This window comes from Kribbella sp. NPDC003557 (assembly GCF_040610805.1).
Lineage (GTDB): Bacteria > Actinomycetota > Actinomycetes > Propionibacteriales > Kribbellaceae > Kribbella.
On the sequence record NZ_JBEXMY010000007.1, the window covers coordinates 359,370 to 383,449 of the forward strand.

The following is a 24,080-nucleotide window of genomic DNA, read 5'->3' on the forward strand; positions in this document are numbered from 1 at the left end:
TTTCGGGGCTGCAGTGGCGGTTGCTGAGCGTGAGGATGCGGGGCATCTCGGGGCAGATAGGGGCAGCCCCTCCCGATCGACCCCTCTAGAGTGGCTGGGTGCCCGAGGAAGCCGTGACGACGCTGCGCGCCGAGCTGGATCGGTTCGGGCGGGTGGAGGAAGCGTTCGCGCTGCTCGAGGTGTTCCTGGAGGTGGCGCGGCCGCGGTTGGGGGCGGTGGTGCTGGATCCGGTGGGGCTGCGGTTGCCGGAGGAGCTGACCGACGACCGCGCGCTGGTGCAGAACCTGATCGAGGACATCGAGCAGGAGCCGCGGAGCAAGAGGCGGGTCGTCGAGCGCGACTTCGACATGGACGACGAGCAGGCGCGGTGGGACTACGTTCGGCTGGCCTACAGTTCGAGCCAGGCCACGGTGTGGAGCCTTCGCCGACGCACGACGTACTTCGAGGCGTCCGGCAGCCACAAGGCGACCTACTGGCTCCCGGACAGCCTGAAGGCGGAGTACTTCGACGCGCTGACCTCCCGCGGTTGGGCCATCCCGGAGGACTGGCTCACCGCGGTGGCCAAGCGGCCCAAGCCTTGGTGGAAGCGCGGGGGCCGCTGAGGCCGGCGGTCAGCAGGTGCGGTTGGCAGATGTTGGCAGGTGCGTGCTTGGCAGGGTGCGTGGTCGTCAGTTGACGGCGGGCAGCCGCGTCAGGGCTTCGGCGACGGCTGACTGGATGTCGGCGTCCTCCCAGCTGCGGTCGGTCATGGCGTCGGACAGATAGGCGTCGTACGCCGCCAGGTCGAGGTGGCCGTGGCCGCAGAGCGCGGTGAGGATGACCTTCTCCTCGCCGGATTCCTTACAGCGCTGGGCTTCCTCGATCGCGGCCGCCAGCGCGTGGGTCGGCTCGGGCGCCGGCACGATGCCTTCGGTCCGGGCGAACTGGACCCCGGCCGCGAAGCACTCGGACTGCGGCTTCGCGACGGCCTCGATCTCGCCGGTCTCGTAGAGGTGGCTGATCAACGGGCTCATGCCGTGGTAGCGCAGGCCACCGGCGTGGATCGGGTCGGGGACGAAGTCGTGGCCGAGGGTGTGCATCTTCATCAGCGGCGTCATCCCGATGGTGTCGCCGAAGTCGTACGCATACGTGCCCTGGGTGAGTGACGGGCAGGCCGCCGGCTCGACCGCGCGCACCACCGGCGACATCCGGCCGGCCCATTTCTCCCGCAGGAACGGGAACGCCAGACCGCCGAAGTTCGACCCGCCGCCCGTGCAGCCGACGATCAGGTCGGCGGTCTCGCCGACCATCGCGAGCTGCATCAGCGCCTCCTCGCCGATCACGGTCTGGTGCATCAGCACGTGGTTCAGCACCGAGCCGAGCGCGTAGTGCACCTCGGGATCCTGCACGGCGGCCTCGACCGCCTCGCTGATCGCGATCCCGAGCGAGCCGGTGGAGTCCGGGTCACCGGCGAGGATCTTCCGCCCGGCCTCGGTCAGCTCCGACGGGCTCGGATGCACGGTGGCGCCGAAGACCTGCATCATCGTCCGCCGGTACGGCTTCTGGTCGTACGACGCGCGCACCTGCCAGACCTCGCACTCCAGCCCGAACTGCGCGCAGGCGAAGGCGAGCGCCGTCCCCCATTGGCCCGCGCCGGTCTCGGTGGTGAGCTTCCGGACGCCGGACTTGGCGTTGTAGTACGCCTGGGGGACCGCTGTGTTCGGCTTGTGCGATCCGGCCGGCGAGACGCCTTCGTACTTGTAGTAGATCCGGGCCGGGGTGTCGAGCGCCTTCTCCAGGCGATGCGCGCGATACAGCGGGCTGGGTCGCCACAGCCGGTAGACGTCGAGCACCTCGCCGGGGATGTCGACATACTGCTCCTGGGAGACCTCTTGCAGGATCAGGTCCATCGGGAACAGCGGCGCGAGATCGTCCGGCCCGATCGGTTGCCCCGTGCCCGGATGCAGCACCGGTGGGGGAGGCGTCGGCAGGTCGTGAAGCACGTTGTACCAACGCGTCGGGAGCTCGTCTTCCGGCAGCAGGATCTTCGTCGGCGTCATGCACGCAAAGTTAGGCCTGTGCCGACGCCCGGACAATGACCTGAACCGGAACGCAACCAGCACTTATCCGGAACTCGACAACCGTTCGGCCATGCCGTCCGCGGCCACGCGATAGACCACTTCCGACGGCTGTCGGCTACCGAGCGCGTCCGGTACACCCAGCCGGCGTAACAGCATCCGCCCGATCATCTCGTGCGACACCAGCAACGGCCGCCGGACGCCGCTCCGCCCGATCTCCTCCAGGACGCGCGCCGCGCGCACCTCACCGTCCGCGTAGCTCTCACCGCCCGGAAACCGGTAGGTGTACTTCTGTCGCTCCCGCACCTCCCGTTGCCCCGGCCATCGCGTATCGATTTCCGCGGGCCCGAGCCCCGACCACGACCCGTGGTCGATCTCCGCCAGATCGTCGACGACGCGGACGTCGAGCCCGAGCTGCGCGGCGAGGATCGACGCCGTCGTCCGTGCCCGTCCGAGCGGGCTGGTGAAGACGGCATCGATGCCTTCGCCGGTCAGGAGAAGCGCGTTCCGGCGGGCCTGTTCGACGCCGAGCGGTGTGAGGGGTGAGTCGAGCCGGCCTTGACGGCGGCCTGTCACGTTCCACTCGGTCTGGCCGTGGCGGGCCAGGTAGGTCAGACCGGGATCGCGGCCGGGGCTCCGAGCCATTCGTCGATCTCGGTGAGGAGGGACTTCTGGACCTCGGGCGGGGCGGTGGAGGCGAGGACCGAGCCGCGGGCCAGGTCGGCCAGTTCGGCGTCGGTGAAGCCGTGGACGGCGCGTGCGGTCTCGTACTGCTCGGCGAGGCGGGAGCCGAAGAGGAGCGGGTCGTCGGCGCCGAGCGCGATGCGGGCGCCGGCCTCGTACAGCTCGCGGAGGGGGACGTCCTCGGGCCGGCGGTAGACGCCGAGCGAGACGTTGGACGCGGGGCAGACCTCGAGGGCGATCTGCGCGTCGACGATGCGCTTCAGCAGGTCCGGGTCCTCGACGGAGCGGACGCCGTGGCCGATCCGGCCCGCGCCGAGCTCGTCCAGGCAGGTGCGCACGGTGGCCGGACCGCACAGCTCGCCACCGTGCGGCGCCGCGAGCAGCCCGGCGCTCCGCGCGATGCGGAAGGCCGGCTCGAACTCCGACGTCGTCCCGCGCCGCTCGTCGTTCGACAGGCCGAACCCGACCACGCCACGCCCGACGTACTGCGTGGCCAGCCGGGCCAGTGTGCGGGCGTCGAGCGGGTGCCGCGTCCGGTTGGCGGCGATGACGACCTGCACGGCGATCCCGGTCGACGCGGCCGCGTCGCGGGCGGCGTCCAGCACCAGGTCGGTGAACTCGGTGATCCCGTGGAAGCGGTTCGCGTACCCGGACGGGTCGACCTGGATCTCCAGCCAGCGCGAGCCGTCCGCCCGGTCGTCCTCGGCCGCCTCACGGACCAGGCGCCGGACGTCGTCCTCGGTCCGCAGCACCGAGCGCGCGATGTCGTACAGCCGCTGGAAGCGGAACCAGCCGCGCTCGTCGGCCGCCGACAGCTCCGGCGGCCAGTCGGTCCGCAGCGCGTCCGGCAGCCGCACGCCGTGCTTGTCCGCCAGCTCGACCAGCGTCAGGTGCCGCATCGACCCGGAGAAGTGCAGATGCAGGTGTGTTTTCGGCAGCACCCGCAGATCCCGCTGCGTCATTACCGAAGGTTACCGAGGCCCTACCCGACCGGCGAAATCCGCTGGTCAGCCCAGCAGTTTCGCGATCCGGCCGAGGCCCTCGGCCAGGTCGTCGTCGCCGAGCGCGTAGGACAGCCGCAGGTACCCGGGCGCGCCGAACGCCTCACCCGGCACGACCGCCACCTCGACCTCGTCGAGGATCAGGTCGGCCAGCTCGGCCGACGTCGTCGGGGTCCGGCCGTTGATCTCCTTGCCGAGCACGCCCTTGACCGACGGGTACGCGTAGAACGCGCCGGTCGGCTCCGGGCACTCGACGCCAGGGATCTCGTTAAGCATCCGGACCATGGTCCGCCGCCGCCGGTCGAAGGCGACCTTCATCTCGTCGACCGCGCTCAGGTCGCCCGACACCGCCGCGAGCGCGGCCCGCTGGGCGACGTTGCAGACGTTCGACGTCTGGTGCGACTGCAGGTTGGTCGCGGCCTTGATCACGTCCTTCGGCCCGATCATCCAGCCGACCCGCCAGCCGGTCATCGCGTAGGTCTTCGCGACGCCGTTCAGCACGACCGTCCTGTCCGCGAGCTCCGGGACGGCGACCGGGACCGAGGTCGCGCGGACGTCGCCGTACGTCAGGTGCTCGTAGATCTCGTCGGTGATCACCCACAGGTCGTGCTCGAGCGCCCAGCGGCCGATCGCCTCGATCGCCTCCGGGGTGTCGACCGCGCCGGTCGGGTTGCTCGGCGAGCAGAGCAGCAGGACCTTGGTCCGCTCGGTCCGGGCGGCCTCGAGCTGCTCGACGGTGACGCAGTAGTTCTGCGAGTCGTCGGCGAGCACCTCGACCGGTACGCCGCCGGCCAGCCGGATCGCCTCCGGGTACGTCGTCCAGTACGGCGCCGGCAGCAGCACCTCGTCACCCGGGTCGAGCAGGGTGGCGAACGCGTTGTAGACCGCGTGCTTGCCGCCGTTGGTGACCAGGACCTGGGAGGCCTCGATCTCGTAGCCGGAGTCCCGCCTGGTCTTGTCGACGATCGCCTGCTTGAGCTCCGGCAGGCCGCCGGCCGGGCTGTACCGGTGGTTCTTCGGATCCCGCGCGGCAGCGACCGCGGCCTCGACGATGTAGTCGGGCGTCGGGAAGTCCGGCTCACCGGCGCCGAAGCCGATCACCGGGCGCCCGGCCGCCTTGAGCGCCTTCGCCTTGCTGTCGACCGCCAGCGTCGCCGATTCACTGATGGCGCCGATCCGCGCCGAGATCCTGGAACCCATACGGCCCATCCTGGCACCACGCCGTCCGGCGTCGCGCCCGGGTTTCACGGGGTGGGCCGGGGAACGCGCCGGGGGTGCTGTGCGTTGGGACCATCTGGAGGCTGTATGGTTCTGACCGCGGTGCGGCGCCCGATGGGTGGTCGTGCGGGAAAGGACCAGGTCGAGGCTGAGTTCGACCAGGTGGCTCCGACCCCGTACACTTCTCTAGGTCCGGGCGTTGGTGGCCCTGATCCGGCATGCCCGAGATCAGGTCCGACGCGGCGTCCGGATGGATTGCAGAGGGCACTAGCTCAACTGGCAGAGCATCGGTCTCCAAAACCGAAGGTTGGGGGTTCAAGTCCCTCGTGCCCTGCAAATCCTGACCGGCGCAGGGCCGGTCAGGCCGCCGCTAGCGAAAGAGGTAGGTCGTGACGGAGACGCGCACCCCGGCACCGTCCGGCGCCGGCAAGCCTGCGGAAGGCAAGCAGGGCAGGGGCCTGCTGCGCTTCTACCGCCAGGTGGTCGCCGAGCTCCGCAAGGTCGTCTGGCCGACCCGCAAGCAGCTCTCCACCTACTTCGTGGTCGTCCTGACCTTCGTGGTGTTCGTCATCGCGATCGTCTCGGTCCTCGACCTCGCCTTCGGCTGGGCGATGTTCAAGATCTTCGGCTGAGGCCGCCCATCACGATCCCGACCGTAGGTCCCGGGCTCCCGGCCCGACCCGAAGCAGCACAAGACCCGATCCACAGATGACGGAGTACGACGTGTCCGAGCGCGACGACGAGGTCCTCGACCTGGAGGACGAGTTCGACGTATCCGACTCCGACGACGACCTCGATTTCGACGAGAACGCCACCGACGACGACCTCTTCGGTGACGACGACGATGACGACGACCCGTTCGCGGACCTCGACGACGATGACGACGAGGACGCGGACGACGAGGACGACGACGAGTACTCCGCCGACGACGAGTACGAGACGCCGCGGGCGGACGACGACGAGTCCGACGACGAGCCGGTCGTGGTGGTCCCGGCGGCCGACGAGTCCGAGGTCACCGAGGTCGTGACCGCCGACGACGTCGAGGACGCCGCCGAGGAGCTGGCCGACGAGACCGCGGAGACCGCGCCGCTGAGCACCGCCGAGGTGCCGGCCGCCGCCGACGAGGTCGTCTTCTCCAGCGACGACGAGGACGACGACGAGGACTCCGGCGACGACGAGGCGGACGAGTCCGACGACGACGCGGACGTCGAGGCGCTGGCGGTAGCCGCCGCCGCGGCCGAGGACGACGCCGACGCGGACGAGGACGCCGAGGAGGCGGAGCCCGAGGAGCCGGGCGACCCGCTCGAGGAGCTGCGCAGCCGGCTGCGCTCGCAGATCGGCGACTGGTACGTCGTGCACACGTACTCAGGGATGGAGAACCGGGTCAAGGGCAACCTGGAGAACCGGATCAACTCCCTGAACATGGAGGACTACATCTTCGAGATCATCGTGCCGACCGAGGAGGTCGCCGAGATCAAGAACGGGCAGCGCCGGATGGTGAAGCGCACGGTGCTCCCGGGCTACGTGCTGGTCCGGATGGACCTGACCGACGAGTCCTGGTCGACCGTGCGGCACACGCCGTCGGTGACCGGCTTCGTCGGGAACAGCCAGAAGCCGGTCCCGCTCAGCCTCGAAGAGGTGGAGAAGATGCTCGCTCCGGCCGTCGTGGCGGCGGCCGAGGCAGCGGCAGCCGAAGCCGGCGCCGCACCCGCCAAGACCGCGGCCAAGAAGAAGGTCGAGGTCGCCGACTTCGGTGTCGGGGACTCGGTCATGGTGGTCGACGGGCCGTTCGCGACCCTGCACGCCACAGTCACGGAGATCAACGCCGAGGCCCAGCGGATCAAGGCCCTGGTTGAGATCTTCGGCCGGGAGACCCCGGTGGAACTCAGCTTCAACCAGATCCAGAAAGTCTAAGGACCCGACAGAATGCCTCCCAAGAAGAAGATCGCTGCCCTGGTCAAGGTGCAGCTCCAGGCCGGTGCCGCGACGCCGGCACCGCCGGTCGGTACCGCGCTCGGTCCGCACGGCGTCAACATCATGGAGTTCTGCAAGGCGTACAACGCCCAGACGGAGTCCATGCGCGGCAACGTCGTGCCGGTCGAGATCACCATCTACGAAGACCGCTCCTTCACCTTCATCACCAAGACGCCGCCGGCGCCGGAGATGATCAAGAAGGCCGCCGGTCTGCAGAAGGGTTCGGCCGTCCCGCAGCGGGACAAGGTCGGCAAGATCACCAAGGACCAGGTCCGCGAGATCGCCACCACCAAGATGCCGGACCTGAACGCCCGCGACATCGACGCGGCGATGAAGATCATCGAGGGTACGGCGCGCTCCATGGGCGTCACCGTCGACGGCTGACCGGTACCACTTTTCACGTAGTAGTGGCAGGGCGAAGCGCCGCCCGGAGACCACACCCCAGAGAGGAACATCAGTAATGGCACAGCGCAGCAAGGCTTACCGCGCCGCCGCGGAGAAGATCGACTTCGATCACCTGTACACGCCGCTGGAGGCGATCCGGCTGGCCAAGGACGCGGCCGGCGGCAAGAAGTTCAACTCCACCGTGGACGTCGCGATGCGTCTCGGGGTCGACCCCCGCAAGGCCGACCAGATGGTGCGCGGCACCGTCAACCTTCCGCACGGCACCGGCAAGACGGCACGGGTCCTCGTCTTCGCCACCGGTGAGAAGGCCGAGCAGGCGAAGGCCGCCGGCGCCGACTTCGTCGGTGACGACGACATGATCAAGAAGGTGACCGACGGCTGGCTGGACTTCGACGCCGTCGTCGCCACCCCGGATCTGATGGGCAAGGTCGGCCGCCTCGGTCGCGTCCTCGGCCCGCGTGGTCTGATGCCGAACCCGAAGACCGGAACCGTCACGCCGGACGTGACCAAGGCCGTGTCCGACATCAAGGGCGGCAAGATCGAGTTCCGGGTCGACCGGCACGCGAACCTGCACTTCATCATCGGCAAGGCGTCGTTCGACGAGGCCCAGCTGGTGGAGAACTACAGCGCCGCGCTCGAGGAGATCCTCCGGCTGAAGCCGGCCAGCTCGAAGGGCCGCTACATCAAGAAGACGGTCTTCTCGACCACGATGGGGCCGGGCGTCCAGGTTGACCCCAACCTGAGCCGCAACCTCACCGAGGAGTCGGCCGAGGCCTGAGCCTCACCCCCTCATCACCAGGAAGCCCCCGGATCTCTCCGGGGGCTTCCTGCGTTTCCGTCAGGCCCGCGTCAGCCGCGGGGCAACGTGGGAGCAACCGGCGGGGAGCCGCAGGCCGCGGGGCTGCTAGGCAGGTCAGCCGCGGGTGAGGCGGAGGGGAGTGTCGGCGGTTTGCACTGTCCAGCCGTCGGCGTGGTGCTCGAGGACGGTGCCTGGCTTGGCTGAGGTGGTCGCGTCGACAGGGTCTGTGCGGATGATCCGGTGGGTGGCGCCATCCAGCTCGCACAGGGCTGTTGGGGCGGTGACGTTGAGGGCGGCGGCCTTCCGGCGGATCACCCGGGACGGCTCCGTGAGGTCGAGGAGGCGTTCGGCGTCGGTGAAGAAGGGGGCTTCCGATGCGGCGGCAGGGTCCTGCGCGTCGCCGGGCTCGCCGGCGACGAGGCGCGGTACGGCCTCGTCGAGGCAGGCGCTGAGCAGCGTGCGCCAGGACTGCATCAGCCCGGTGCCGTTCAGGTCGTCGGGCAGCGGGGCGACGCGCTGGGCGAGGATCGCGCCGGTGTCGAACTCGGGGGCGGTCCGGTGCACCGTGGCGCCGACCCGCTCGTCACCTTCGTAGATCAGCCGCTGCGGTGTCGGCCCGCGCCCGGCCGGCAGCGGCGACGGGTGGCAGTTGATCGCGCCGTACTTCGGGATCTCGAGGATCTCGCCCGGGATCAGCCGGGGGAACGCGGCCGAGATGATCACGTCGGGCCGCAGTGCGGCGATGACCGGTGCGGCGACCGCCCGGAGCTTGCGGGTGATCAGTACGTCGACGCTGTCCGGCAGCCCGGCAACCATCGGGTCGGAGGCGCCGTACCTGCTGGTGTCCGGCAGCGTCACGACCAGCGCGAGCTCGTGCCCGTTCCGCTCCGCGAACTCGTGGACCAGCCGGAACCCGGGCAGGAACGCGTTCAAGCCGACGATGCGCAGGCTCATCTCGACCCTGCCGACGTGACGAGGTCCGGTGTCAGCGACGACGGCGCCGAGACGCCGACCAGCCGCAGTGTGTGGTCGAGCTCTTCGGCGAGGTCGCTCAGCAGCCGGGTGACGCCGCCGGACGAGCCGACCGTGAGCGCCCACAGCGCGGGGCGGCCGACGAAGACCGCGCGGGCGCCGAGCGCGAGGGCGGCGAGGATGTGTTCGCCCCGGCGGATGCCGCCGTCGACGTACACCTCGAGGCTGCTTCCGGCGACGGCTTCGGCCACCTCGGGCAGCGCCTGCGCGGTGGGAACGGAACCGTCGAGCTGACGCCCGCCGTGGTTCGAGACGATGATGCCGGCGGCGCCCGCGTCCGCACAGCGCTTCGCGTCGTCGCCGCGGAGCACGCCCTTCACCACGACGGGCAGGCCGGTGCGCTCCGCGAGCCAGCCGATCACGTCGGGATTCAGATCGTCGGCCTTCGCGAGGTCGTCGTCGGTCCAGTCGCCGTCGGGCAGGTTGGCCAGCAGGTGGCCGGGTCGCGCGAGGTCCCAGACGGTCTCGCCCTCGTCCTCCTTGCGCCCGACGACCGGGGTGTCGACGGTGAGGACGACCGCGCGCGCCCCGGCCGCGACCGCGGCGTCGAGCATCCGCAGCGTGATCTCCCGGTTGCGCACGACGTAGATCTGCAGCCACCACGGAACGCCCGTCGCACCGAGCTCGGCGAACGTCGTGCCGGCGTTGCTGGAGACGCCGAGGACCGACCCCGCCGCGCTGACGCCGCGCGCCATCGCGACCTCGCCGTCCGGGTCGGCCATCCGCTGCATCGTCGACGGCGCGACCAGGATCGGTGCGTCGACCGGGGTGCCGAGCACCGTCGTACCGAGGGTGACGGTGGACACGTCGTTCAGCACATGCGGACGGAACCGGTACGACGACCAGGCGGCGGTGGCCTCGCCGGCACTGACCCCGCCGGCCGAGCCCTGCCGGAAGTAGCGGTGCACGGGCTCCGGCAACGTCTCGGCGGCCGCGCCTTCGAGGGTGTCGATCCATCGCATGCGGCCCATCGTCGCACCCGGGAGTTCCGCGGCCGGCGCGAAATCCGGCGGTGCGGCTGGGAGCCGGCCGGTACAGTGGAGGGTATGACGCAGTACGGGCGGCGATTTCTGCGCCCCGGCCGGCACGACGGTGCCGACGGGGTGAGCTGCTGCTGCGCTCTCTCCTGAGGTGACCGCGGCCGACCGGGGTGGACCCCCCGTCGAGACCGTCATCCTGGAGAGAAACCCATGTCCGTCCTCACCGCTGAAGAACTGCACTCTGCCCTCGCGCTGCGCGATCTCACCGATCCGGCCCAGGGCCCGCACGCCGTCCAGCTCGTCGTCGACTCGATCCGCGCGGCACTCGCCGCGGCCTGGCCGTACACCGAGATCTGGACCCGTCGCGATCATCCCGCCGTTTCGCTGGCCGACAACTACGACAATCTCGGGTACGCCGCCGGCGCCGTGACCCGCGAGGCTCGCTACACGCGCTACGTGTCGGACGACGAGGTCCTGCGAAGTCACACGTCGGCGATGATCCCGCCCGCGCTGCGGGAGCTCGCCGCGTCGGAGTCGTCCGACGTGCTGATGATCTGTGCCGGCATCTGCTACCGCCGGGACTCCGTCGACTGGCAGCACACGGGTACGCCGCATCAGCTCGACCTGTGGCGGCTCAGCCGCAATGTGACGCTCGGGGAGCCGGAGCTGGAGGACATGATCGCCCGGCTGGTCGACACCGTCCTGCCCGGGCAGACCTACCGCACCGTGCCGGCGGTCCACCCGTACACGATCCACGGCCGCCAGATCGACGTCCTGCTGGACGACCAGTGGATCGAGATCGGTGAGTGCGGGGTCGCGGCGCCGCACGTCCTGCGCCGGGCCGGACTGGACGAGCGCTGGACCGGACTGGCGATGGGCCCGGGCCTGGACCGGCTGCTCATGCTCCGCAAGGGGATCCGGGACATCCGGCTGCTCCGCTCGACGGATCCGCGGGTGGCGGGTCAGATGCTGGACCTCACGCCGTACAAGGCGGTCTCGTCGATGCCGCCGGTCCGTCGCGACCTGTCCGTCGTGGTGGGCGAGGGCGCGGACGTGTCGGCGGAGGTGCTCGGCGACAAGGTGCGCGCGGCGCTCGGCGCGGATGCCGATGCCGCGGAGTCGTTGGAGGTGCTCGGCGAAACGTCGTACGACGACTTGCCGGCGAGTGCCCGTCAGCGGCTCCGGATGACGCCGGGGCAACGCAATCTCCTGGTCCGGCTGGTCCTTCGCCCGGTGGATCGCACGCTCACCGACGCGGAGGCCAATGTCTTGCGGGACAAGGTCTACCGCGCCTTGCACGAGGGGCCGGTCCTGGAGCTCATCGTCTGAGTTCGCGGGCGGCGACCACGAAGGCGCAGACGGCCAGGGGCAGTTCGAGGAGGAGCGCTTCGGTCAGCGAGAGTGTGCGGTCGAAGCCGGCGGCCGCAGTACTCACGTCGAACCAGGCGTCGGCCGCCAGCAGCGTCCCGGCGGCCATCGCGGTCAGAGCGGCGTATCTGCTGCGTTGGTGCAGCAGGTACGCCGTGAGGCCGGCGGCGATCGCGGTGCCGCAGTCGAGCCCGATCCAGGTGAGCTTCCAGTGGCTCGCCTGGTAGGTGCTCGGCAGCGTGGCCGCGAGAATCAGGCACCAGGGCAGCAACACGGCCGCGACTCCGGCCGCGACCAGCGCGGCCAGGCCGCCGGGTGAGCGGCGCGCGCGGATCCGGCCGTCCAGCCGGCCCTCGGCGATGTAGTCCTCGAGCGCGTCGGCCACGCGGTCGTCGATCGCGTCCCCGAGCCGTCCGTCGATGGCCCGGCCGAGGTCGCCGGGGCGGCTGATCGCTGTCGTCGTCATGCCTTCGAGAATCCGCGTTCCGGCCGCGCGGCACAGTGCGGCCAGCCCACGAACAGGGGTGGGGATAACCCCCGGCCCGGTTCGTGGGTTGTCCGCATGCCGCCCGGTCCGGCCGAGGACGTAAGTTGTGTCGGCAAGCAGGCGCTGACACGGGGAGGTGGTCCGGATGACGGTTGCTGCGAGTCCGGTTCCCCGGACGCCCTGGCGGCTCTGGCGCTCGCCGTATTTGTGGTTGGCAACCATTCACCTGCTCGGCGACGCGGTCGTCGTGCTCACGTCCGGACTGCTCGTGCTGCTCGCGGTCGTGGTCGTGGTCCTCGCCTGGCCGCTGGCGTACGTCGGCATTCCGCTGACCGTCGCCGCGAACCGGTTCGTCTACGCGGTGGCCGGGTGGGAGCGGGCCCGGGCGCGGATCACCCGCGACCAGGAGATCCTGCCGCTGGTGCCGCCGTCCCCGACCGGATCCCGGATCGGCGACGCCCGGGCGGCGCTGGCGGACATCGGCTTGTGGCGGCAGCTGCTGTACTACGCGGTGCTGTTGCTGCTGGCAATGGTCTGGATCCCGGCGATCGTGGTCGCCTGGTCGGTCCCGCCGGTGCTGGTCGCGCTGCCGCTGTACTACTCGGCGTTCGCCGCCTCGCAGGCGCAGCTCGGGCCGTTCGTGATCGACACCATGACGAAGGCGTCGCTGGTCGCGGCGATCGGTGCGTTGTTCCTCGTGGTCGTGTCGCCGGTGCTGATCCGGGCGGCGTCGGCCCTGGACGGAGAGCTGGCGCGGTCCCTGCTCGGACGGTCGGAGACCGGTGCACTCGCGGAGCGCGTCAGCCGGCTCGTGACGAGTCGGCAGCAGGTGGTCGACTCGGTCGAGGCCGAGCGGCGCCGGATGGAGCGGGACCTGCACGACGGGGCGCAGCAGCGGCTGGTGTCGCTGGCGATGATCCTCGGCCGGGCCAAGAACCGGCTCGGGGACAAGGAGCCGACGGTGCGGTCGCTGATCGAGGAGGCACACGCGGAGGCGATGCAGGCGATCGCCGAGATCCGTGACCTGACCCGGGGCCTGCATCCGCCGGTACTGACCGATCGCGGGCTGGACGCGGCGCTGTCCGCGGTCGCGACCCGATCGCCGGTGCCGGTCCGGTTGGGTGTCGACGTGGATCCCCGGCCGTCGCTGACGGTCGAGTCGATCGCGTACTTCGTGGTGACCGAGGCGCTGGCCAACGTGGCGAAGCACGCGGAGGCCGCGCAGGTGGAGGTCCGGGTGACGCGGGACGGTGACGTGCTGCGGGTCGAGGTACGAGACGACGGGCGCGGCGGCGCGGACCCGGCCCGGGGTACCGGCCTGCGTGGACTGAGCGATCGGGCGGCCGGTGTGGACGGACGACTGACAGTGAAGAGCCCGCCTGGTGGTGGCACCGTCCTGATCGCGGAGCTGCCCTGTGACTGACGAGACTGAGGGGGAGACCGACCGCATGCGGGTAGTGATCGCTGAGGACTCGGTGCTGTTGCGCGAGGGCATTGTGCGGTTGCTGGAGGAGCAGGGCTGCGTCGTCGTGGCGGCGGTCGGCGACGGTGACGCGTTGCTCAAGGCCGTGGCGGCGCATCGGCCCGACGTCTGCGTGGTCGACGTACGGATGCCACCGACGTTCACCGACGAAGGATTGCGGGCGGCGTTGGTGATCCGGGACCAGTTCCCGCAGATCGGCGTGCTGGTGCTGTCGCAGTACGTCGAGGAGCGCTATGCGAGTGAGCTGATCGGTGGGAACCCGGACGGGGTCGGGTACCTGCTGAAGGACCGGGTGGCGGACGTGGACCAGTTCGTCGACGCGTTGCGCCGGGTCGCGGGCGGTGGGGCGGCGCTCGACCCCGAGGTGATCTCGCAGCTCCTGGTGCGGTCGCGGCGGGTGGACCCGCTGGCGGTGCTGAGCCCGCGGGAACAGGACGTTCTCCGGGCGATGGCGGAGGGCCGGTCGAACGCCGGGATCGCGCAGGCGCTGGTCGTCGGCGAAGGCGCGGTGGAGAAACACATCAGCAGCATCTTTCTCAAGCTCGAGCTGTCACCGGCCGACGGCGAGCACCGCCGCGTGCTCGCCGTCCTGAAGTTCCTGGGGACCTGATGACGCCGGCACAGCGGAGGATGCTGATCGTCGGGCTGGTGCCGGTGCTCGCGCTGGTGGTGGGCGGCGCGGCCGTGACGATCGGGACGATCCGGGGAAAGCTGGGCTACAGCTACTCGTCGGAGTTCGCGGCGGCGCAGGGTGTGCGGATCACCGCCGATGTGCCGACGCAGGTGCAGGCGAGCGTGGACGGGAAGGTCCACGTCACCGTCAGCGGGTCGTACGCGAAGGCGAAGCCGGACCTCACGGTCGCGCCGGTCGCCGGCGTGCTGACGGTCGGGGCCCGATGTCCCGATGTCCACTGCCACGTGGACCTGACGGTGGAGGTACCGGCCGAGGCCGCCGTGCAGGCGAAGGTCGATCAGGCGTCGCTCGACGTCACCGGAGTGGCGTCACGGCTGACGCTCGATGCGCGCGGCGGCTCGGTGAACCTCGCGCGCGTCCGCAGCCCCGACGTCTCGGTCGACGTCCGGGGCGGCTCGATCACGCTCGTCTTCGACAATCCGCCGGATCGGGTCCGGGCGACCGCGAACGACGGGTCCATCACGGTCCAGGTCCCGCGCACGGTGCCGTACGGGATCGACGCGGTCGCCGCCCAGGGCTCGACGGACCTCAGCGTCCCGAACGACCAGTCAGCCACCCACCAGCTCTACCTCCGCACCAACTACGGCAGCATCACGGTGCAGTAGCTCAGAGAGCGGCGCAGAAGGTTTTGGCCTTCGTGGTGATGGACTGCCAGTTGGCGGCGGCCACGTCGGCGGGGGAGACGACGTCGGTGCCGGCGCTGACGGCCAGGGCGCCGGCCGCGAGGAAATCGTGGGCGTTGGTCGCGTTGACACCACCGGACGGGATCAGCGGTACGCCGGGGAACGGGCCGTTCAGGTCCTTGAAGTACTTCGGGCCCAGCGCGTGCGCCGGGAAGATCTTCACCGCGGCCGAACCCAGGGCCAGCGCGGTCATCACCTCGGACGGCGTGAAGGCGCCGAGCACGACCGGGATGCCCGCGGTCCGCGCGGCGTCGGCGATCGCGGCGGCCTCGGGGCCCTGGCCGGGCGTGACGAGGAACTGGGCGCCGGCGTCGATCGCCTGGGTGGCCTGGTCGGCGGTCTGCACCGTGCCGGCGCCGACGACCGCGCCGGTCTCGGCGGCCGTCGAGGCGGCGCGCTCCAGGTGCCGGGGCAGGTCCGGCGTGGTGTAGGTGAGCTCGACGACGTGGATGCCGCCGGCAACCAGCGCGGCGCACAGGTCGCGGGCGTCGGAGATCTCCGGGGCCCGCACGACGGTCAGGACCCGATCGGCGCGGAGCAGCTCCAAGGTGTTCACAAAGGTTCCTCTCAGACGGCGGGAGTACGGCGGATCGCGCGGCCGGGGACCGCGGCGGTTCGGTGGGAGTCGTCGATGACCGATACGCCGTTGACGAACACGTACGGGATGCCTTCGGCCTGCCGGCGGGGTTCGGGGAAGGTGGCGGCGTCCCGCACGGTGACCGGGTCGAACAGGACCAGGTCGGCGGCGTACCCCTCGCGGACCAGGCCGCGGTCGGGGAGCCGGAGCCGGCGGGCGGGGCGGCCGGTGAGGTGGTGGACGCAGTCGGCGAGGTCGAGAACGCCCAGCTCGCGGACGTAGTGGGCGAGGTAGCGGGGGAACGTGCCCCACGACCGCGGATGCGGCTTCCCGCCGACCAGGATCCCGTCCGAGCCGCCGGTGTGCGACGGGTGCTGCATGATCGCGCGCACGTTCTCCTCGTGGCCGACGTGCTGCAGGATCGACGTGGCCAGGTCGTCGGCCAGTAGGATCTCGAAGAAGACGTCCGCGGCCGGCTTCCCGGTGCGTTGCGCGAGGGTCGCGACGGTGTGGCCGACCGCGCCGGACAGCGCGGGATTGCGGACGCCGCCGATCTCGATCGTGTCCCACTCGACGACGCAGCCGTGACAGCCGTCGGACCCGATCTGCTCGAGGTCATACGTGATGCGTTCCCGGGCGGACGGATCGCGCAGCCGCGCGAGCAGCGCGTCCGGCCCGCCCTCGGCCGTCCAGCTCGGCAGGATCGCGGCCAGGGTGGTCGCCCCCGGCAGGTACGGATAGGTGTCGGTCGTGACGTCGACGCCGGAGGCCAGGGCCTTGTCGATCATCGTGATCAGCTCGGCGCCGCGGCCCGCGTTCGGGGCGAAGTTCATCACCGCGTGGGTCAGGTGCAGCGCGCAGCCGGCGCGGCGTGCCACCTCGACCATCTCGCCGTACGCCTCCAGCGCGCCCTTGCCGTACGAGCGCTGGTGCGGCGCGTAGTAGCCGCCGTACGCGGCAAGGACCTCGCACAGCGCGACCAGCTCGTCCGTGCTCGCGAACATGCCGGGCGTGTACGTCAGCCCGCTGCTCATCCCGACCGCGCCTTCGCGCAGCCCGTCGGCGAGCAGCTGCCGCATCCGCGCGAGCTCGTCACCGGTCGCCGGGCGGTTGGAGGTCCCGACGACCATCATCCGCAGCGTGCCCTGCGGCACCAGGTACGCCGCGTTGCACGCGATGCCCTGGTCGAGCCGGTCGAGGTACCCGGCGACCGTCGACCAGGAGAAGTCGAAGTCGTCCGGCTCCCCGTTCCAGCCGGCGATCTGGCGGCGGACCACGGCCCGCGTCGGGTCGTCGATCGGCGCGAACGACAGGCCGTCCTGACCGAGCACCTCGAGCGTCACGCCCTGACTGACCTTCGCGGTGTGGTCGGGGTTGACCAGGATCTGCAGGTCCGAGTGCGAGTGCATGTCGATGAAGCCGGGCGACAGCACCAGCCCGTCCGCGTCGATCGTCCGGTGCGCGGCCGGCAGGTCGTTGCCGATGGCGACGATCCGGCCGGCGTCGACCGCGACGTCGGCGTGGTACCCGGGGGCGCCCGAGCCGTCGACGACCAGTGCCCCGGTGATCAGCACACTCATGTCAGAAGAACGTCCGGACCAGGTCGACGACCACCGGATCCGCCGCGTCCGGGTCGTCGACGACCGGGATCAGGCCCCACTTGTCGAAGGCCGTGCAGGGATGGGACAGCCCGACCCGCAGCTCGTCGCCGATCACCACGTCCTGCTCGTCACCGAACCGCAGGTAGCCGTGCTGGTCGTTGAGGTTCGTCACTGTCATGCCCTTGGCCGGCAGGATCGGCTCTCCGTCCGACCGCGGCCGGATCAGCTGCGGCTCGGGGTAGTCCTGGTCGAACGGGAAGTCCCGCCGTCCGCCGTCGAAGATCGCCAGGCCCGGCTCGGGCTGCGACGTGATCCGCATCCACCCGTGCATCGCCGGGACCAGCTGCTCGCCGTCGGTCCGCGGGTGCTCGCCGAGCGGCGACACCCGCCGGTACAGCCCATCGTCGTGGGTGATGTACGCGCCCGATCGGAGGACCACGCGGGCGCCCTCACCGGCCTCCGCGGCGAGGACCTTCGCGACCTGCTCGAAGTACTGGCTGCCGCCCGCGCTGACGATCGGCACGACGTCCTCGTCGTACAGCGGCCGGAGCCGGTGGTGAACGGTCGCCAGCTCCCGCAGGTACGCACGCACCTCCTCGAGGTTGGTCTCGTCGACGCCGTGACCGATCGCGCCCTCGTACCCGGCCACGCCGACGAGGCGCAGTGTCCGCGCGTCGGCGATCGCCTGGCCGACGGCCAGCGCGGTCTCGAGATCCCGGGCGCCGGTCCGCCCGCCGATCCCGCCGACCTCGACCATCACGTCGAGCTTCCGTGCGTCCGGGCCGACGTACGCCGAGCGGGCCGCCTCCATGATCTCGACCGTGCGGACCGAGTCGGCCCACACCATCACCTCGAACGACGGGTCGGCCGCGAGCTCGTCGGCGATCCAGCGCAGCTGCAGCGGCGAGATCACCGCGTTCGCGATCAGGACGCGCTGCACGCCGTACGCCCGGGCGACGCCGAGCTGGAACCCGTTGGCCAGCGTGATCGCCCAGGAGCCGGCGTCCAGCTGCATCGCCCAGAGCGCCGGCGCCATCGTGGTCTTGCCGTGCGGCGCGAGCTCGACCCCATGGCGTTCGCACCAGGTGGCGAGGGTGTCGACGTTGTGCCGCAGGCCGGGCGCGGACAGCGTCATCAGCGGAGTGGGGAGCTGGGACAGCCGCGGCCGGTCCGCCAGCACCTCCGCGACGGTCCGGCCCCGGAAGGCGGGCGGCAGGGCCTTGTCCTGCCAACTCACCTGCTGATCGGCGAGAGCGGCGACGGTGTCGGCATCGTAAGCAGGCATCTGACCCCCTGGGGTTGGGATTGCAGAATACGCAACGCTCATTGCGTATTCTGACTCGACGGTTGTAGCATCGCGGCCGAAGTCGCGTCAACGCACGCCTATCCCATCACCCTGCCGCCCTGGAGTGCCGATGCCCGAACCGCTCCCTGAGACGACCGCGATCTGCCTCGGTGAGGCGATGATCATGCTGGCCGGCGGGCCGGGGCCGCTCGCCGACGTCGAGGTGTTCCGGCGGTCGGTGGGCGGGGCGGAGTGCAACGTGGCCGGCGGGCTCGCCGGGCTCGGCGTACCGACCGGCTGGATCTCGCGGCTCGGCGACGACGGCTTCGGTCAGCACGTACTGCGGGATCTGCAGGCGCGCGGCGTTGATGTCGGAGGTGTCGAGCTGGATCCGCTCCGGCCGACCGCGCTCTACGTGAAGGAGTCCGAGGACGGCCGCTCCCGGATGCACTACTACCGGACCGGTTCGGCGGCCGCGGCCATGGAGCCCGGGTTCCTGGATCGGCCCGAGGTCAGCGAGCGGCTGAAGCAGGCCAGGCTCGTGCACACCACCGGCATCACCGCGGCGATCTCCACCTCCAGTGCGGACATGCTGGAGCGGCTGGCGACCGAGCCGCGGGAGTATCTGCTCAGCGTCGACCTGAACTGGCGGCCGGCGCTCTGGCGGGACAGGGATCCGGCCCCGCTGTGGCGGCTGCTGAAGGCTGCAGACATCGTGCTGATCGGGGCTGACGAGGCAGAGGTCTTTGCGGGGACGGGCGACCCGGAGGAGTTGTACGAGCTGATCGGGGCGCCCACGCTGGTGGTGAAGAACGACGCGCACACCGCGATGGTGCTGGAGCCAGCCGGCCGCACTGAGGTCCCGGCCCTGTCCGTGGACGTGGTCGAGACCGTCGGAGCGGGGGACGCCTTTGCGGCGGGGTTCTTGGCGGGGACGCTACAAGGGCTGTCGATGGTGGAGCGGCTCCGGTTGGGGCATCTGAATGCTGCCGCGGTGCTGACGGCTCCTGAGGATCACGCGCCGCCGCCGGCGATCGACGTTCGTGAGCGGTTGCTCAAGGCCTCGGACGAGGAGTGGGCGGCGACCAGGGTATGAGTCAGAGTCTCGGCAGGGCGCTGCAGATCCTCACCAGCCTGGGTGAGGGGGAGCGGTCGCTGGACCAGCTCGCGGCCGAGCTGGGCGTGCACAAGACCACGGTGCTCCGGCTGTTGCGGACCATGGAAACAGAGCGGTTCGTACGGCGGGACGCCCAGCACCGCTACAGCCTGGGCTCGCGACTGTTCGCGCTCGCCGACGTCGCGCGCGAGCAACACGTCGTACGGCAGGTTGCCGCACCGCACTTGCGGGACCTGAACCAGAAGACCGGGCAGACCGTACACCTGGCCGCCTGGGAGAACGGTGAGGTCATCTACATCGACAAGCTCGACAGCGTGCGCTCGGTGCGCATGTACTCGCAGGTCGGCGTACCGGCGGCCCTGCACTGCACCGCGGTCGGAAAGGTCCTGCTGGCAGCGCAGCCCAAGCGCCAGCGGGAGGCGGTCCTCCAGTCACTGGACTACAAGGCGTTCACGCCGAACACGATCACCGACGCGGACCGGTTGCGGGACGAGCTGCAGGTGACCAAAGAGCGTGGCTGGGCGCAGGACAAGGCGGAGCACGAGTCGTTCATCAACTGCATCGGTGCGCCGCTGACCGACGGCACGGGCCGCGTTGTCGGGGCCGTGTCGTTGTCCGTGCCCGACGTACTGCTGAACTATGACCAGGTGCTCGAGCTGCTTCCTGACCTGCTCGCCACCGCTGAAGCCATCAGTACCGATTACAACTGAGAGGTGTCAGACCTGATGTCCGACAAGACCGCAGTCTCCACCACCGACGCGCCGCCGCCGATGCCGGTGTTCTCGCAGGGGGTCCGCAAGGGCAACATCCTGCAGGTGTCCGGCCAGGGCTCGGTCGACCCGGCCAGCGGCGACTTCGTGTTCGCCGGTGACGTGAAGGGTCAGACCACCCGGGTGCTGCAGAACATCGAGGCGATCCTGAAGGCCGGCGGCGGGAGCATCGACGACGTGGTGATGCTGCGCGTCTACCTCACCGAGCGCGACAACTTCGCCGCGATGAACGAGGCGTACGCCGAGTTCGTGTCGACCCGGACGCCGAGTGGCGTGCTGCCGTCGCGGACCACCGTGTTCACCGGCCTGCCGCTGCCGGACATGCTGGTCGAGATCGACGCCCTGGCGGTCCTGAGCTAGTTCTGCACCGGTGCCCGGACCAGCGGCTCGCCGTTGACGGACTGCTGGTCCGGGCCCCGATCCCACCAGAGCTCCTGGTGGATGGTGAGGTACGGGTACCAGCCGTTGACGCCGGTGCCGTGGTGCAAGGAGTGCACCACTTCCGCGAGGTACGACGCGAGGCTCGGCCAGCCGGCCGTGAAGTCTCCTGATCCGTCGTGCAGCGCCATTCCCAGTCGTCCCTGTGCCGGGCCCGGGCGCAGGTCGATGACCTGGAGGTCCCCGTCGCTGTCGGCCCACGGGATCCAGGCCGGATGCCAGTACGGCTCCGAGGCCGGCGGGTGGACGGTGAAGCCGTCGTAGTCCGCGGCCAGGTCCATCCGCAGTTGCCAGTTCACGGCGATCTCGGACGCGCTCGACGGCAGCGCCTCCGGCAGCAGGTTCGCCCACGAGGTCACGCCGTTGTGGCAGCGCAGCGATTCGACCAGTTCAGGTGGCAGCTCGACCGCGCCGCCTTTGAGTTCTGCGCCGGTGGCCGGGGGTGCGAGGACGTCGTACGTCGCGGGAGCGTGCCGGGCGAGCCAGTGGTCGATCCGGCCCCAGGAGGCGGTGATGCTCACCCGCTGGACACTACATCGACAGCGTTCCCGTATCGCGGGATATGGTTTCACAATGCAGGAAACGCGTGGTTCGGTGCAGTCGATCGACCGCGCTGTGGCGATCCTCCGGTGTTTCGACGCGCGGACACCCGAGCTCGGGATCAGCGACCTGGCCCGGGCCACCGGCCTGTCCACCAGCACCGTGCACAGGCTGCTGCTGGCCATGCAGGAGAACGGGCTGGTCCGGCAGACCGCGCACCGGCGCTACGCGATCGGACCGCTGGTCGTGCAGCTGGCACACAGCGGCGGGATCCCGGCCGGCCTGCGCGACGCTGCTCTGCCGGTGCTGCGTGCACTCCGCGATGCCACAGGGGAGACCGCGGCCGTGCACGAACTGCTCCCGTCAGGGCAGCGCGTCGTGCTCGACCAGGTCGAGAGCCACCACCAGTTGCGCCGTACTTACACGGAGTTCGGCCTCCCGGTGGCTCTGCCGCTCGGTGCCCCGGGCAAGGCGTTGCTGGCGTTCCTGCCGTTCGAGCAGCAGCAGGACGTGCTGAAGGGCCCGCTGGAGCAGGTGCAACCGGCAACCATCACGGACCCGGACGTGCTCGCCGAGCAGTTCACGCAGATCCGCCGGCGCGGGTTCGCGATGTCGCGGACCGAGCGGACGCCGGGGATCTGCAGCGTGGCGGCACCGGTGTTCGGCCACTCCGGCACGGTCGCCGGGTGTCTGAGTGTGTCCGGCCCCGAGATGCGGATGACGGTCGAGCGGATGGAGGAGTTCGGGATGAGGGTCGCCGAGGCAGCCTGGTCGGTGTCGGAGTTGCTGGGAGCCACCCCGGCCGCCCGCGACCGCAGTACGGCGCTGGCCGGCGGCCGGTGATGCGGAGCCTCTGGAAAATCGCACCGGCTGTTTATCTGCCCGCTCTGCTGTACGGCATCGGGCAGGGCGCCATCGCGCCCGTCGTTGCCCTGTCGGCCACCCACCTGGGTGCCTCGGTTGCCGTAGCCGGCCTGGTCGTCGCTGCGGCCGGACTGGGCCAGGTGATCGGCGACATCCCGGCCGGCGCACTCACCAACCGCATCGGTGAGCGCAGCGCGATGCTGGCCGCCACTGTCCTTGTTGCGTTGGCCCTGGCCGCCTGTCTGGTGGTCCCGACGGTGTGGGGACTAGCCATCGCCATCGGCTGCACAGGGCTCGCCGGGGCGGTCTGGGGCCTCGCCCGGCAGGCCTACCTGAGCGCGGCCGTACCTCTCGAGCTACGGGCCCGTGCACTGTCCACTCTCGGGGGTGTACAGCGCATCGGCTCGTTCATCGGCCCGTTCCTTGGCGCGGGTGCGATGAAGTTCCTCGGTACGGACGGCGCGTACTGGGTGCACCTGGTGGCCGCCGTACTGGCCTGTGCCGTTCTGGTGAGCTTGCCGGACGTCGTGAACAGACGCGGAAGGGGACCGCTGGCCGCACAGTCCACCTGGGGTGTCATCCGCGACCACTTCCCGGTGCTGCGGACGCTCGGCGTCGGAGCGTTGCTCGTCGGGGCCGTGCGGGCGTCGCGCCAGGTCGTCATCCCGCTGTGGGCGCAGCACATCGGGCTGGATCCGCAGACCACCAGCGTGGTCTTCGGGCTGTCCGGAGCGGTGGACATGCTGCTCTTCTATCCCGCCGGGTCGGTGATGGACCGGCTCGGCCGGAAGTGGGTCGCCGTACCGTCGATGATCGTGCTCGGGTCGGCGCATCTGCTGCTCCCGCTGACGCACACCACGGCCACGCTGACCGCGGTCGCGCTGCTGATGGGGATCGGGAACGGGCTCGGCGCCGGCGTGATCATGACCCTCGGCGCGGACGCGTCCCCGCCGGTCGGACGGGCCCAGTTCCTGGGGGCGTTCAGGCTGTTCGCGGACACCGGCAACGGCGCGGGCCCGTTGCTGCTGGCCGGTGCGACGGCGATGCTCGGGCTGGGGCCGGCGATCGTGATCATGGCCGCGACCGGGTGGGCGGCCGCGACGGCGATGCACCGCTGGATCCCGCCGCATCCGCGGCCGATTTGATTGCACGGGTAAGCATCAGGCACACTGTCTACTGCCGAAGACCGCTGGTTGCTGCCCTAGGTAGCTGAAGGTCCCACTCAGGTGGGCGGCCCGCGCAGGTGACTTGGAAGTGACACTGTATGTTTCACGCCCTTGCGCCCGCGCAGGGGCGATTTTCTTTGTTCAGGGGTCCGAGGCGTGGAAGCCGATAGAAGGAGACCCCCATGGCGAGGCCGGACAAGGCAGCCGCTGTCGCGGAGCTGACGGACGAGTTCCGTAGTTCCAACGGCGCCGTGCTGACCGAGTACCGCGGTCTCACCGTTGCGCAGCTGAAGCAACTTCGGACTGCGCTCGGTGATGACGTGAACTACGCCGTGGTGAAGAACACGCTGACCAAGATCGCGGCCAAGGACGCGGGTGTCGACTCGTTCGACTCGCTCCTCGAGGGCCCCTCGGCGATCGCCTTTATCAAGGGCGACCCGGTGGTTGCGGCCAAGGGACTGCGTGACTTCGCCAAGGCGAACCCCCTGCTCGTCATCAAGGGTGGAGTGCTGGACGGTAAGGCACTCGGCTCTGACGAGATCAGCAAGCTCGCTGACCTGGAGTCGCGTGAGGTTCTCCTCGCGAAGCTCGCAGGTGCGATGAAGGCGGCCCCGCAGCAAGCGGTGTCGCTGTTCGCTGCTCCGCTGTCGCAGGCCGCGCGCCTGTTCGCGGCGCTGCAGGAGAAGTTGCCGGCCGATGCTGCTCCGGCAGCAGACGTCCAGGACACCGTCCAGGACACGGTCGAGGCACCTGCCGAGGCGAGCACCGAGGAGACCGCCGCAGCGGACAGCTGAGGCATCTCACCGCAACACCCCATCAGTGATCATCAAGCACCATCGTTAGGAAGGACCGCCATC

The 24,080-nt window shown here is 70.4% G+C and carries 26 protein-coding genes and 1 tRNA gene; 16 read left to right on the top strand and 11 right to left on the bottom strand.

Features of this window, described 5'->3' with window-relative positions:
• The first annotated feature begins 98 nt into the window (after positions 1-98).
• Positions 99-602, top strand: coding sequence for a hypothetical protein (locus ABZW60_RS30025; RefSeq protein ID WP_355482473.1), 504 nt, complete (start codon positions 99-101; stop codon positions 600-602).
• A gap of 66 nt (positions 603-668) precedes the next feature.
• Here ABZW60_RS30025 and ABZW60_RS30030 read toward each other — a convergent pair whose 3' ends face one another.
• From ABZW60_RS30030 to ABZW60_RS30045, 4 genes are all read right to left on the bottom strand, one after another.
• Entirely contained in the window at positions 669-2,039 is a 1,371-nt protein-coding gene (locus ABZW60_RS30030) for a TrpB-like pyridoxal phosphate-dependent enzyme (protein WP_355482475.1), read from the bottom strand.
• Positions 2,040-2,102: 63 nt separating this feature from the next.
• Entirely contained in the window at positions 2,103-2,702 is a 600-nt protein-coding gene (locus ABZW60_RS30035; protein ID WP_355482476.1) for a histidine phosphatase family protein, read from the bottom strand.
• Complete coding sequence (locus ABZW60_RS30040; protein WP_355482478.1) at positions 2,669-3,703, bottom strand: adenosine deaminase; 1,035 nt, start codon at positions 3,701-3,703, stop codon at positions 2,669-2,671. Before ABZW60_RS30040 ends, ABZW60_RS30035 begins: the two co-directional genes overlap by 34 nt.
• A 45-nt stretch (positions 3,704-3,748) precedes the next feature.
• Entirely contained in the window at positions 3,749-4,942 is a 1,194-nt protein-coding gene (locus ABZW60_RS30045) for a pyridoxal phosphate-dependent aminotransferase (protein ID WP_355482479.1), read from the bottom strand.
• A 279-nt stretch (positions 4,943-5,221) separates the two neighbouring features.
• On the opposite strand from ABZW60_RS30045, the gene ABZW60_RS30050 reads away from it, so the two are divergent.
• From ABZW60_RS30050 to rplA, 5 genes are all read left to right on the top strand, one after another.
• Positions 5,222-5,294: transfer RNA gene (locus tag ABZW60_RS30050), tRNA-Trp, on the top strand.
• A 55-nt stretch (positions 5,295-5,349) separates the two neighbouring features.
• The gene (gene secE, locus ABZW60_RS30055) at positions 5,350-5,592 is read left to right on the top strand and encodes a preprotein translocase subunit SecE (protein ID WP_130384685.1); all 243 of its coding nucleotides are present in this window, start codon (positions 5,350-5,352) and stop codon (positions 5,590-5,592) included.
• 391 nt (positions 5,593-5,983) lie between these two features.
• Positions 5,984-6,874: a transcription termination/antitermination protein NusG gene (nusG, locus tag ABZW60_RS30060; protein ID WP_355483005.1), complete on the top strand. Its 891-nt coding sequence runs from the start codon at positions 5,984-5,986 to the stop codon at positions 6,872-6,874.
• A gap of 12 nt (positions 6,875-6,886) precedes the next feature.
• Positions 6,887-7,318: a 50S ribosomal protein L11 gene (gene rplK / locus ABZW60_RS30065; RefSeq protein WP_132319511.1), complete on the top strand. Its 432-nt coding sequence runs from the start codon at positions 6,887-6,889 to the stop codon at positions 7,316-7,318.
• Between the two features lie 76 nt (positions 7,319-7,394).
• Positions 7,395-8,117, top strand: coding sequence for a 50S ribosomal protein L1 (gene rplA, locus ABZW60_RS30070; RefSeq protein ID WP_355482481.1), 723 nt, complete (start codon positions 7,395-7,397; stop codon positions 8,115-8,117).
• A gap of 135 nt (positions 8,118-8,252) precedes the next feature.
• Here rplA and ABZW60_RS30075 read toward each other — a convergent pair whose 3' ends face one another.
• Positions 8,253-9,092 (bottom strand): formyltransferase family protein, encoded by an 840-nt coding sequence (locus ABZW60_RS30075; RefSeq protein ID WP_355482483.1) that lies wholly within the window; start codon positions 9,090-9,092, stop codon positions 8,253-8,255.
• The gene (locus ABZW60_RS30080) at positions 9,089-10,132 is read right to left on the bottom strand and encodes an alpha-hydroxy acid oxidase (RefSeq protein WP_355482485.1); all 1,044 of its coding nucleotides are present in this window, start codon (positions 10,130-10,132) and stop codon (positions 9,089-9,091) included. The genes ABZW60_RS30075 and ABZW60_RS30080 overlap by 4 nt, the downstream gene beginning before the upstream one ends.
• Positions 10,133-10,360: 228 nt before the next feature.
• Between ABZW60_RS30080 and ABZW60_RS30085 the strand changes: the two genes are divergently transcribed.
• The gene (locus ABZW60_RS30085) at positions 10,361-11,479 is read left to right on the top strand and encodes a hypothetical protein (protein WP_355482486.1); all 1,119 of its coding nucleotides are present in this window, start codon (positions 10,361-10,363) and stop codon (positions 11,477-11,479) included.
• On the opposite strand, the gene ABZW60_RS30090 is transcribed toward ABZW60_RS30085, so the two are convergent.
• On the bottom strand, positions 11,469-11,984 hold the full coding sequence (locus ABZW60_RS30090; RefSeq protein WP_355482488.1) for a hypothetical protein: 516 nt from the start codon (positions 11,982-11,984) through the stop codon (positions 11,469-11,471). The two genes, ABZW60_RS30085 and ABZW60_RS30090, sit on opposite strands and share 11 nt — an antisense overlap.
• 166 nt (positions 11,985-12,150) lie before the next feature.
• Between ABZW60_RS30090 and ABZW60_RS30095 the strand changes: the two genes are divergently transcribed.
• From ABZW60_RS30095 to ABZW60_RS30105, 3 genes are read left to right on the top strand one after another with little or no spacing between them, the layout of a single operon-like run.
• On the top strand, positions 12,151-13,428 hold the full coding sequence (locus ABZW60_RS30095) for a sensor histidine kinase (protein ID WP_355482490.1): 1,278 nt from the start codon (positions 12,151-12,153) through the stop codon (positions 13,426-13,428).
• A gap of 25 nt (positions 13,429-13,453) precedes the next feature.
• On the top strand, positions 13,454-14,098 hold the full coding sequence (locus ABZW60_RS30100; RefSeq protein ID WP_355483007.1) for a response regulator transcription factor: 645 nt from the start codon (positions 13,454-13,456) through the stop codon (positions 14,096-14,098).
• Positions 14,098-14,787: a hypothetical protein gene (locus ABZW60_RS30105; RefSeq protein ID WP_355482492.1), complete on the top strand. Its 690-nt coding sequence runs from the start codon at positions 14,098-14,100 to the stop codon at positions 14,785-14,787. Before ABZW60_RS30100 ends, ABZW60_RS30105 begins: the two co-directional genes overlap by 1 nt.
• Before the next feature lies 1 nt (position 14,788).
• Here the strand turns inward: ABZW60_RS30105 and ABZW60_RS30110 are convergent, their stop codons facing one another.
• Genes ABZW60_RS30110 through ABZW60_RS30120 form a run of 3 tightly spaced genes read right to left on the bottom strand, consistent with a single transcriptional unit; the run spans position 14,789 to position 18,328 of the window.
• Positions 14,789-15,421, bottom strand: a complete 633-nt coding sequence (locus tag ABZW60_RS30110; RefSeq protein WP_355482494.1) for a bifunctional 4-hydroxy-2-oxoglutarate aldolase/2-dehydro-3-deoxy-phosphogluconate aldolase — start codon at positions 15,419-15,421, stop codon at positions 14,789-14,791.
• Positions 15,422-15,432: 11 nt separating this feature from the next.
• Positions 15,433-17,022 carry a D-aminoacylase gene (locus ABZW60_RS30115; protein WP_355482496.1) on the bottom strand — a complete coding sequence of 530 codons (1,590 nt, stop codon included), beginning with the start codon at positions 17,020-17,022 and terminating at the stop codon, positions 15,433-15,435.
• A 1-nt stretch (position 17,023) separates the two neighbouring features.
• Complete coding sequence (locus ABZW60_RS30120; RefSeq protein ID WP_355482498.1) at positions 17,024-18,328, bottom strand: amino acid deaminase; 1,305 nt, start codon at positions 18,326-18,328, stop codon at positions 17,024-17,026.
• 130 nt (positions 18,329-18,458) lie between these two features.
• On the opposite strand from ABZW60_RS30120, the gene ABZW60_RS30125 reads away from it, so the two are divergent.
• From ABZW60_RS30125 to ABZW60_RS30135, 3 genes are read left to right on the top strand one after another with little or no spacing between them, the layout of a single operon-like run.
• Positions 18,459-19,424 carry a sugar kinase gene (locus tag ABZW60_RS30125; RefSeq protein ID WP_355482500.1) on the top strand — a complete coding sequence of 322 codons (966 nt, stop codon included), beginning with the start codon at positions 18,459-18,461 and terminating at the stop codon, positions 19,422-19,424.
• The gene (locus tag ABZW60_RS30130; RefSeq protein ID WP_355482501.1) at positions 19,421-20,155 is read left to right on the top strand and encodes an IclR family transcriptional regulator; all 735 of its coding nucleotides are present in this window, start codon (positions 19,421-19,423) and stop codon (positions 20,153-20,155) included. Before ABZW60_RS30125 ends, ABZW60_RS30130 begins: the two co-directional genes overlap by 4 nt.
• Positions 20,156-20,170: 15 nt before the next feature.
• Positions 20,171-20,575 (top strand): RidA family protein, encoded by a 405-nt coding sequence (locus ABZW60_RS30135; protein WP_355482503.1) that lies wholly within the window; start codon positions 20,171-20,173, stop codon positions 20,573-20,575.
• Here ABZW60_RS30135 and ABZW60_RS30140 read toward each other — a convergent pair.
• Positions 20,572-21,174: an SMI1/KNR4 family protein gene (locus ABZW60_RS30140; RefSeq protein ID WP_355482505.1), complete on the bottom strand. Its 603-nt coding sequence runs from the start codon at positions 21,172-21,174 to the stop codon at positions 20,572-20,574. The two genes, ABZW60_RS30135 and ABZW60_RS30140, sit on opposite strands and share 4 nt — an antisense overlap.
• Positions 21,175-21,226: 52 nt before the next feature.
• Here ABZW60_RS30140 and ABZW60_RS30145 point away from each other — a divergent pair, with 52 nt between their 5' ends.
• From ABZW60_RS30145 to rplJ, 3 genes are all read left to right on the top strand, one after another.
• Positions 21,227-22,036: an IclR family transcriptional regulator gene (locus ABZW60_RS30145; protein ID WP_355482506.1), complete on the top strand. Its 810-nt coding sequence runs from the start codon at positions 21,227-21,229 to the stop codon at positions 22,034-22,036.
• The gene (locus ABZW60_RS30150) at positions 22,036-23,202 is read left to right on the top strand and encodes an MFS transporter (RefSeq protein WP_355482508.1); all 1,167 of its coding nucleotides are present in this window, start codon (positions 22,036-22,038) and stop codon (positions 23,200-23,202) included. The genes ABZW60_RS30145 and ABZW60_RS30150 overlap by 1 nt, the downstream gene beginning before the upstream one ends.
• A gap of 203 nt (positions 23,203-23,405) precedes the next feature.
• Positions 23,406-24,017, top strand: coding sequence for a 50S ribosomal protein L10 (rplJ, locus tag ABZW60_RS30155; protein ID WP_355482510.1), 612 nt, complete (start codon positions 23,406-23,408; stop codon positions 24,015-24,017).
• Positions 24,018-24,080 lie beyond the last annotated feature (63 nt).

Bases quoted from the DNA above. Each gene is read 5' to 3' on its own strand.
- ABZW60_RS30125 (WP_355482500.1), top strand. From the start codon at position 18,459: ATGCCCGAACCGCTCCCTGAGACGACCGCGATCTGCCTCGGTGAGGCG.
- ABZW60_RS30145 (WP_355482506.1), top strand. From the start codon at position 21,227: ATGCAGGAAACGCGTGGTTCGGTGCAGTCGATCGACCGCGCTGTGGCG.
- rplK (WP_132319511.1), top strand. From the start codon at position 6,887: ATGCCTCCCAAGAAGAAGATCGCTGCCCTGGTCAAGGTGCAGCTCCAG.
- rplJ (WP_355482510.1), top strand. From the start codon at position 23,406: ATGGCGAGGCCGGACAAGGCAGCCGCTGTCGCGGAGCTGACGGACGAG.
- ABZW60_RS30120 (WP_355482498.1), bottom strand. From the start codon at position 18,328: ATGCCTGCTTACGATGCCGACACCGTCGCCGCTCTCGCCGATCAGCAG.
- ABZW60_RS30045 (WP_355482479.1), bottom strand. From the start codon at position 4,942: ATGGGTTCCAGGATCTCGGCGCGGATCGGCGCCATCAGTGAATCGGCG.
- ABZW60_RS30150 (WP_355482508.1), top strand. From the start codon at position 22,036: ATGCGGAGCCTCTGGAAAATCGCACCGGCTGTTTATCTGCCCGCTCTG.
- ABZW60_RS30090 (WP_355482488.1), bottom strand. From the start codon at position 11,984: ATGACGACGACAGCGATCAGCCGCCCCGGCGACCTCGGCCGGGCCATC.
- ABZW60_RS30115 (WP_355482496.1), bottom strand. From the start codon at position 17,022: ATGAGTGTGCTGATCACCGGGGCACTGGTCGTCGACGGCTCGGGCGCC.
- ABZW60_RS30100 (WP_355483007.1), top strand. From the start codon at position 13,454: ATGCGGGTAGTGATCGCTGAGGACTCGGTGCTGTTGCGCGAGGGCATT.
- ABZW60_RS30105 (WP_355482492.1), top strand. From the start codon at position 14,098: ATGACGCCGGCACAGCGGAGGATGCTGATCGTCGGGCTGGTGCCGGTG.
- ABZW60_RS30035 (WP_355482476.1), bottom strand. From the start codon at position 2,702: ATGGCTCGGAGCCCCGGCCGCGATCCCGGTCTGACCTACCTGGCCCGC.
- ABZW60_RS30030 (WP_355482475.1), bottom strand. From the start codon at position 2,039: ATGACGCCGACGAAGATCCTGCTGCCGGAAGACGAGCTCCCGACGCGT.
- ABZW60_RS30095 (WP_355482490.1), top strand. From the start codon at position 12,151: ATGACGGTTGCTGCGAGTCCGGTTCCCCGGACGCCCTGGCGGCTCTGG.
- ABZW60_RS30080 (WP_355482485.1), bottom strand. From the start codon at position 10,132: ATGCGATGGATCGACACCCTCGAAGGCGCGGCCGCCGAGACGTTGCCG.
- ABZW60_RS30040 (WP_355482478.1), bottom strand. From the start codon at position 3,703: ATGACGCAGCGGGATCTGCGGGTGCTGCCGAAAACACACCTGCATCTG.
- ABZW60_RS30075 (WP_355482483.1), bottom strand. From the start codon at position 9,092: ATGAGCCTGCGCATCGTCGGCTTGAACGCGTTCCTGCCCGGGTTCCGG.
- ABZW60_RS30130 (WP_355482501.1), top strand. From the start codon at position 19,421: ATGAGTCAGAGTCTCGGCAGGGCGCTGCAGATCCTCACCAGCCTGGGT.
- ABZW60_RS30085 (WP_355482486.1), top strand. From the start codon at position 10,361: ATGTCCGTCCTCACCGCTGAAGAACTGCACTCTGCCCTCGCGCTGCGC.
- rplA (WP_355482481.1), top strand. From the start codon at position 7,395: ATGGCACAGCGCAGCAAGGCTTACCGCGCCGCCGCGGAGAAGATCGAC.
- ABZW60_RS30135 (WP_355482503.1), top strand. From the start codon at position 20,171: ATGTCCGACAAGACCGCAGTCTCCACCACCGACGCGCCGCCGCCGATG.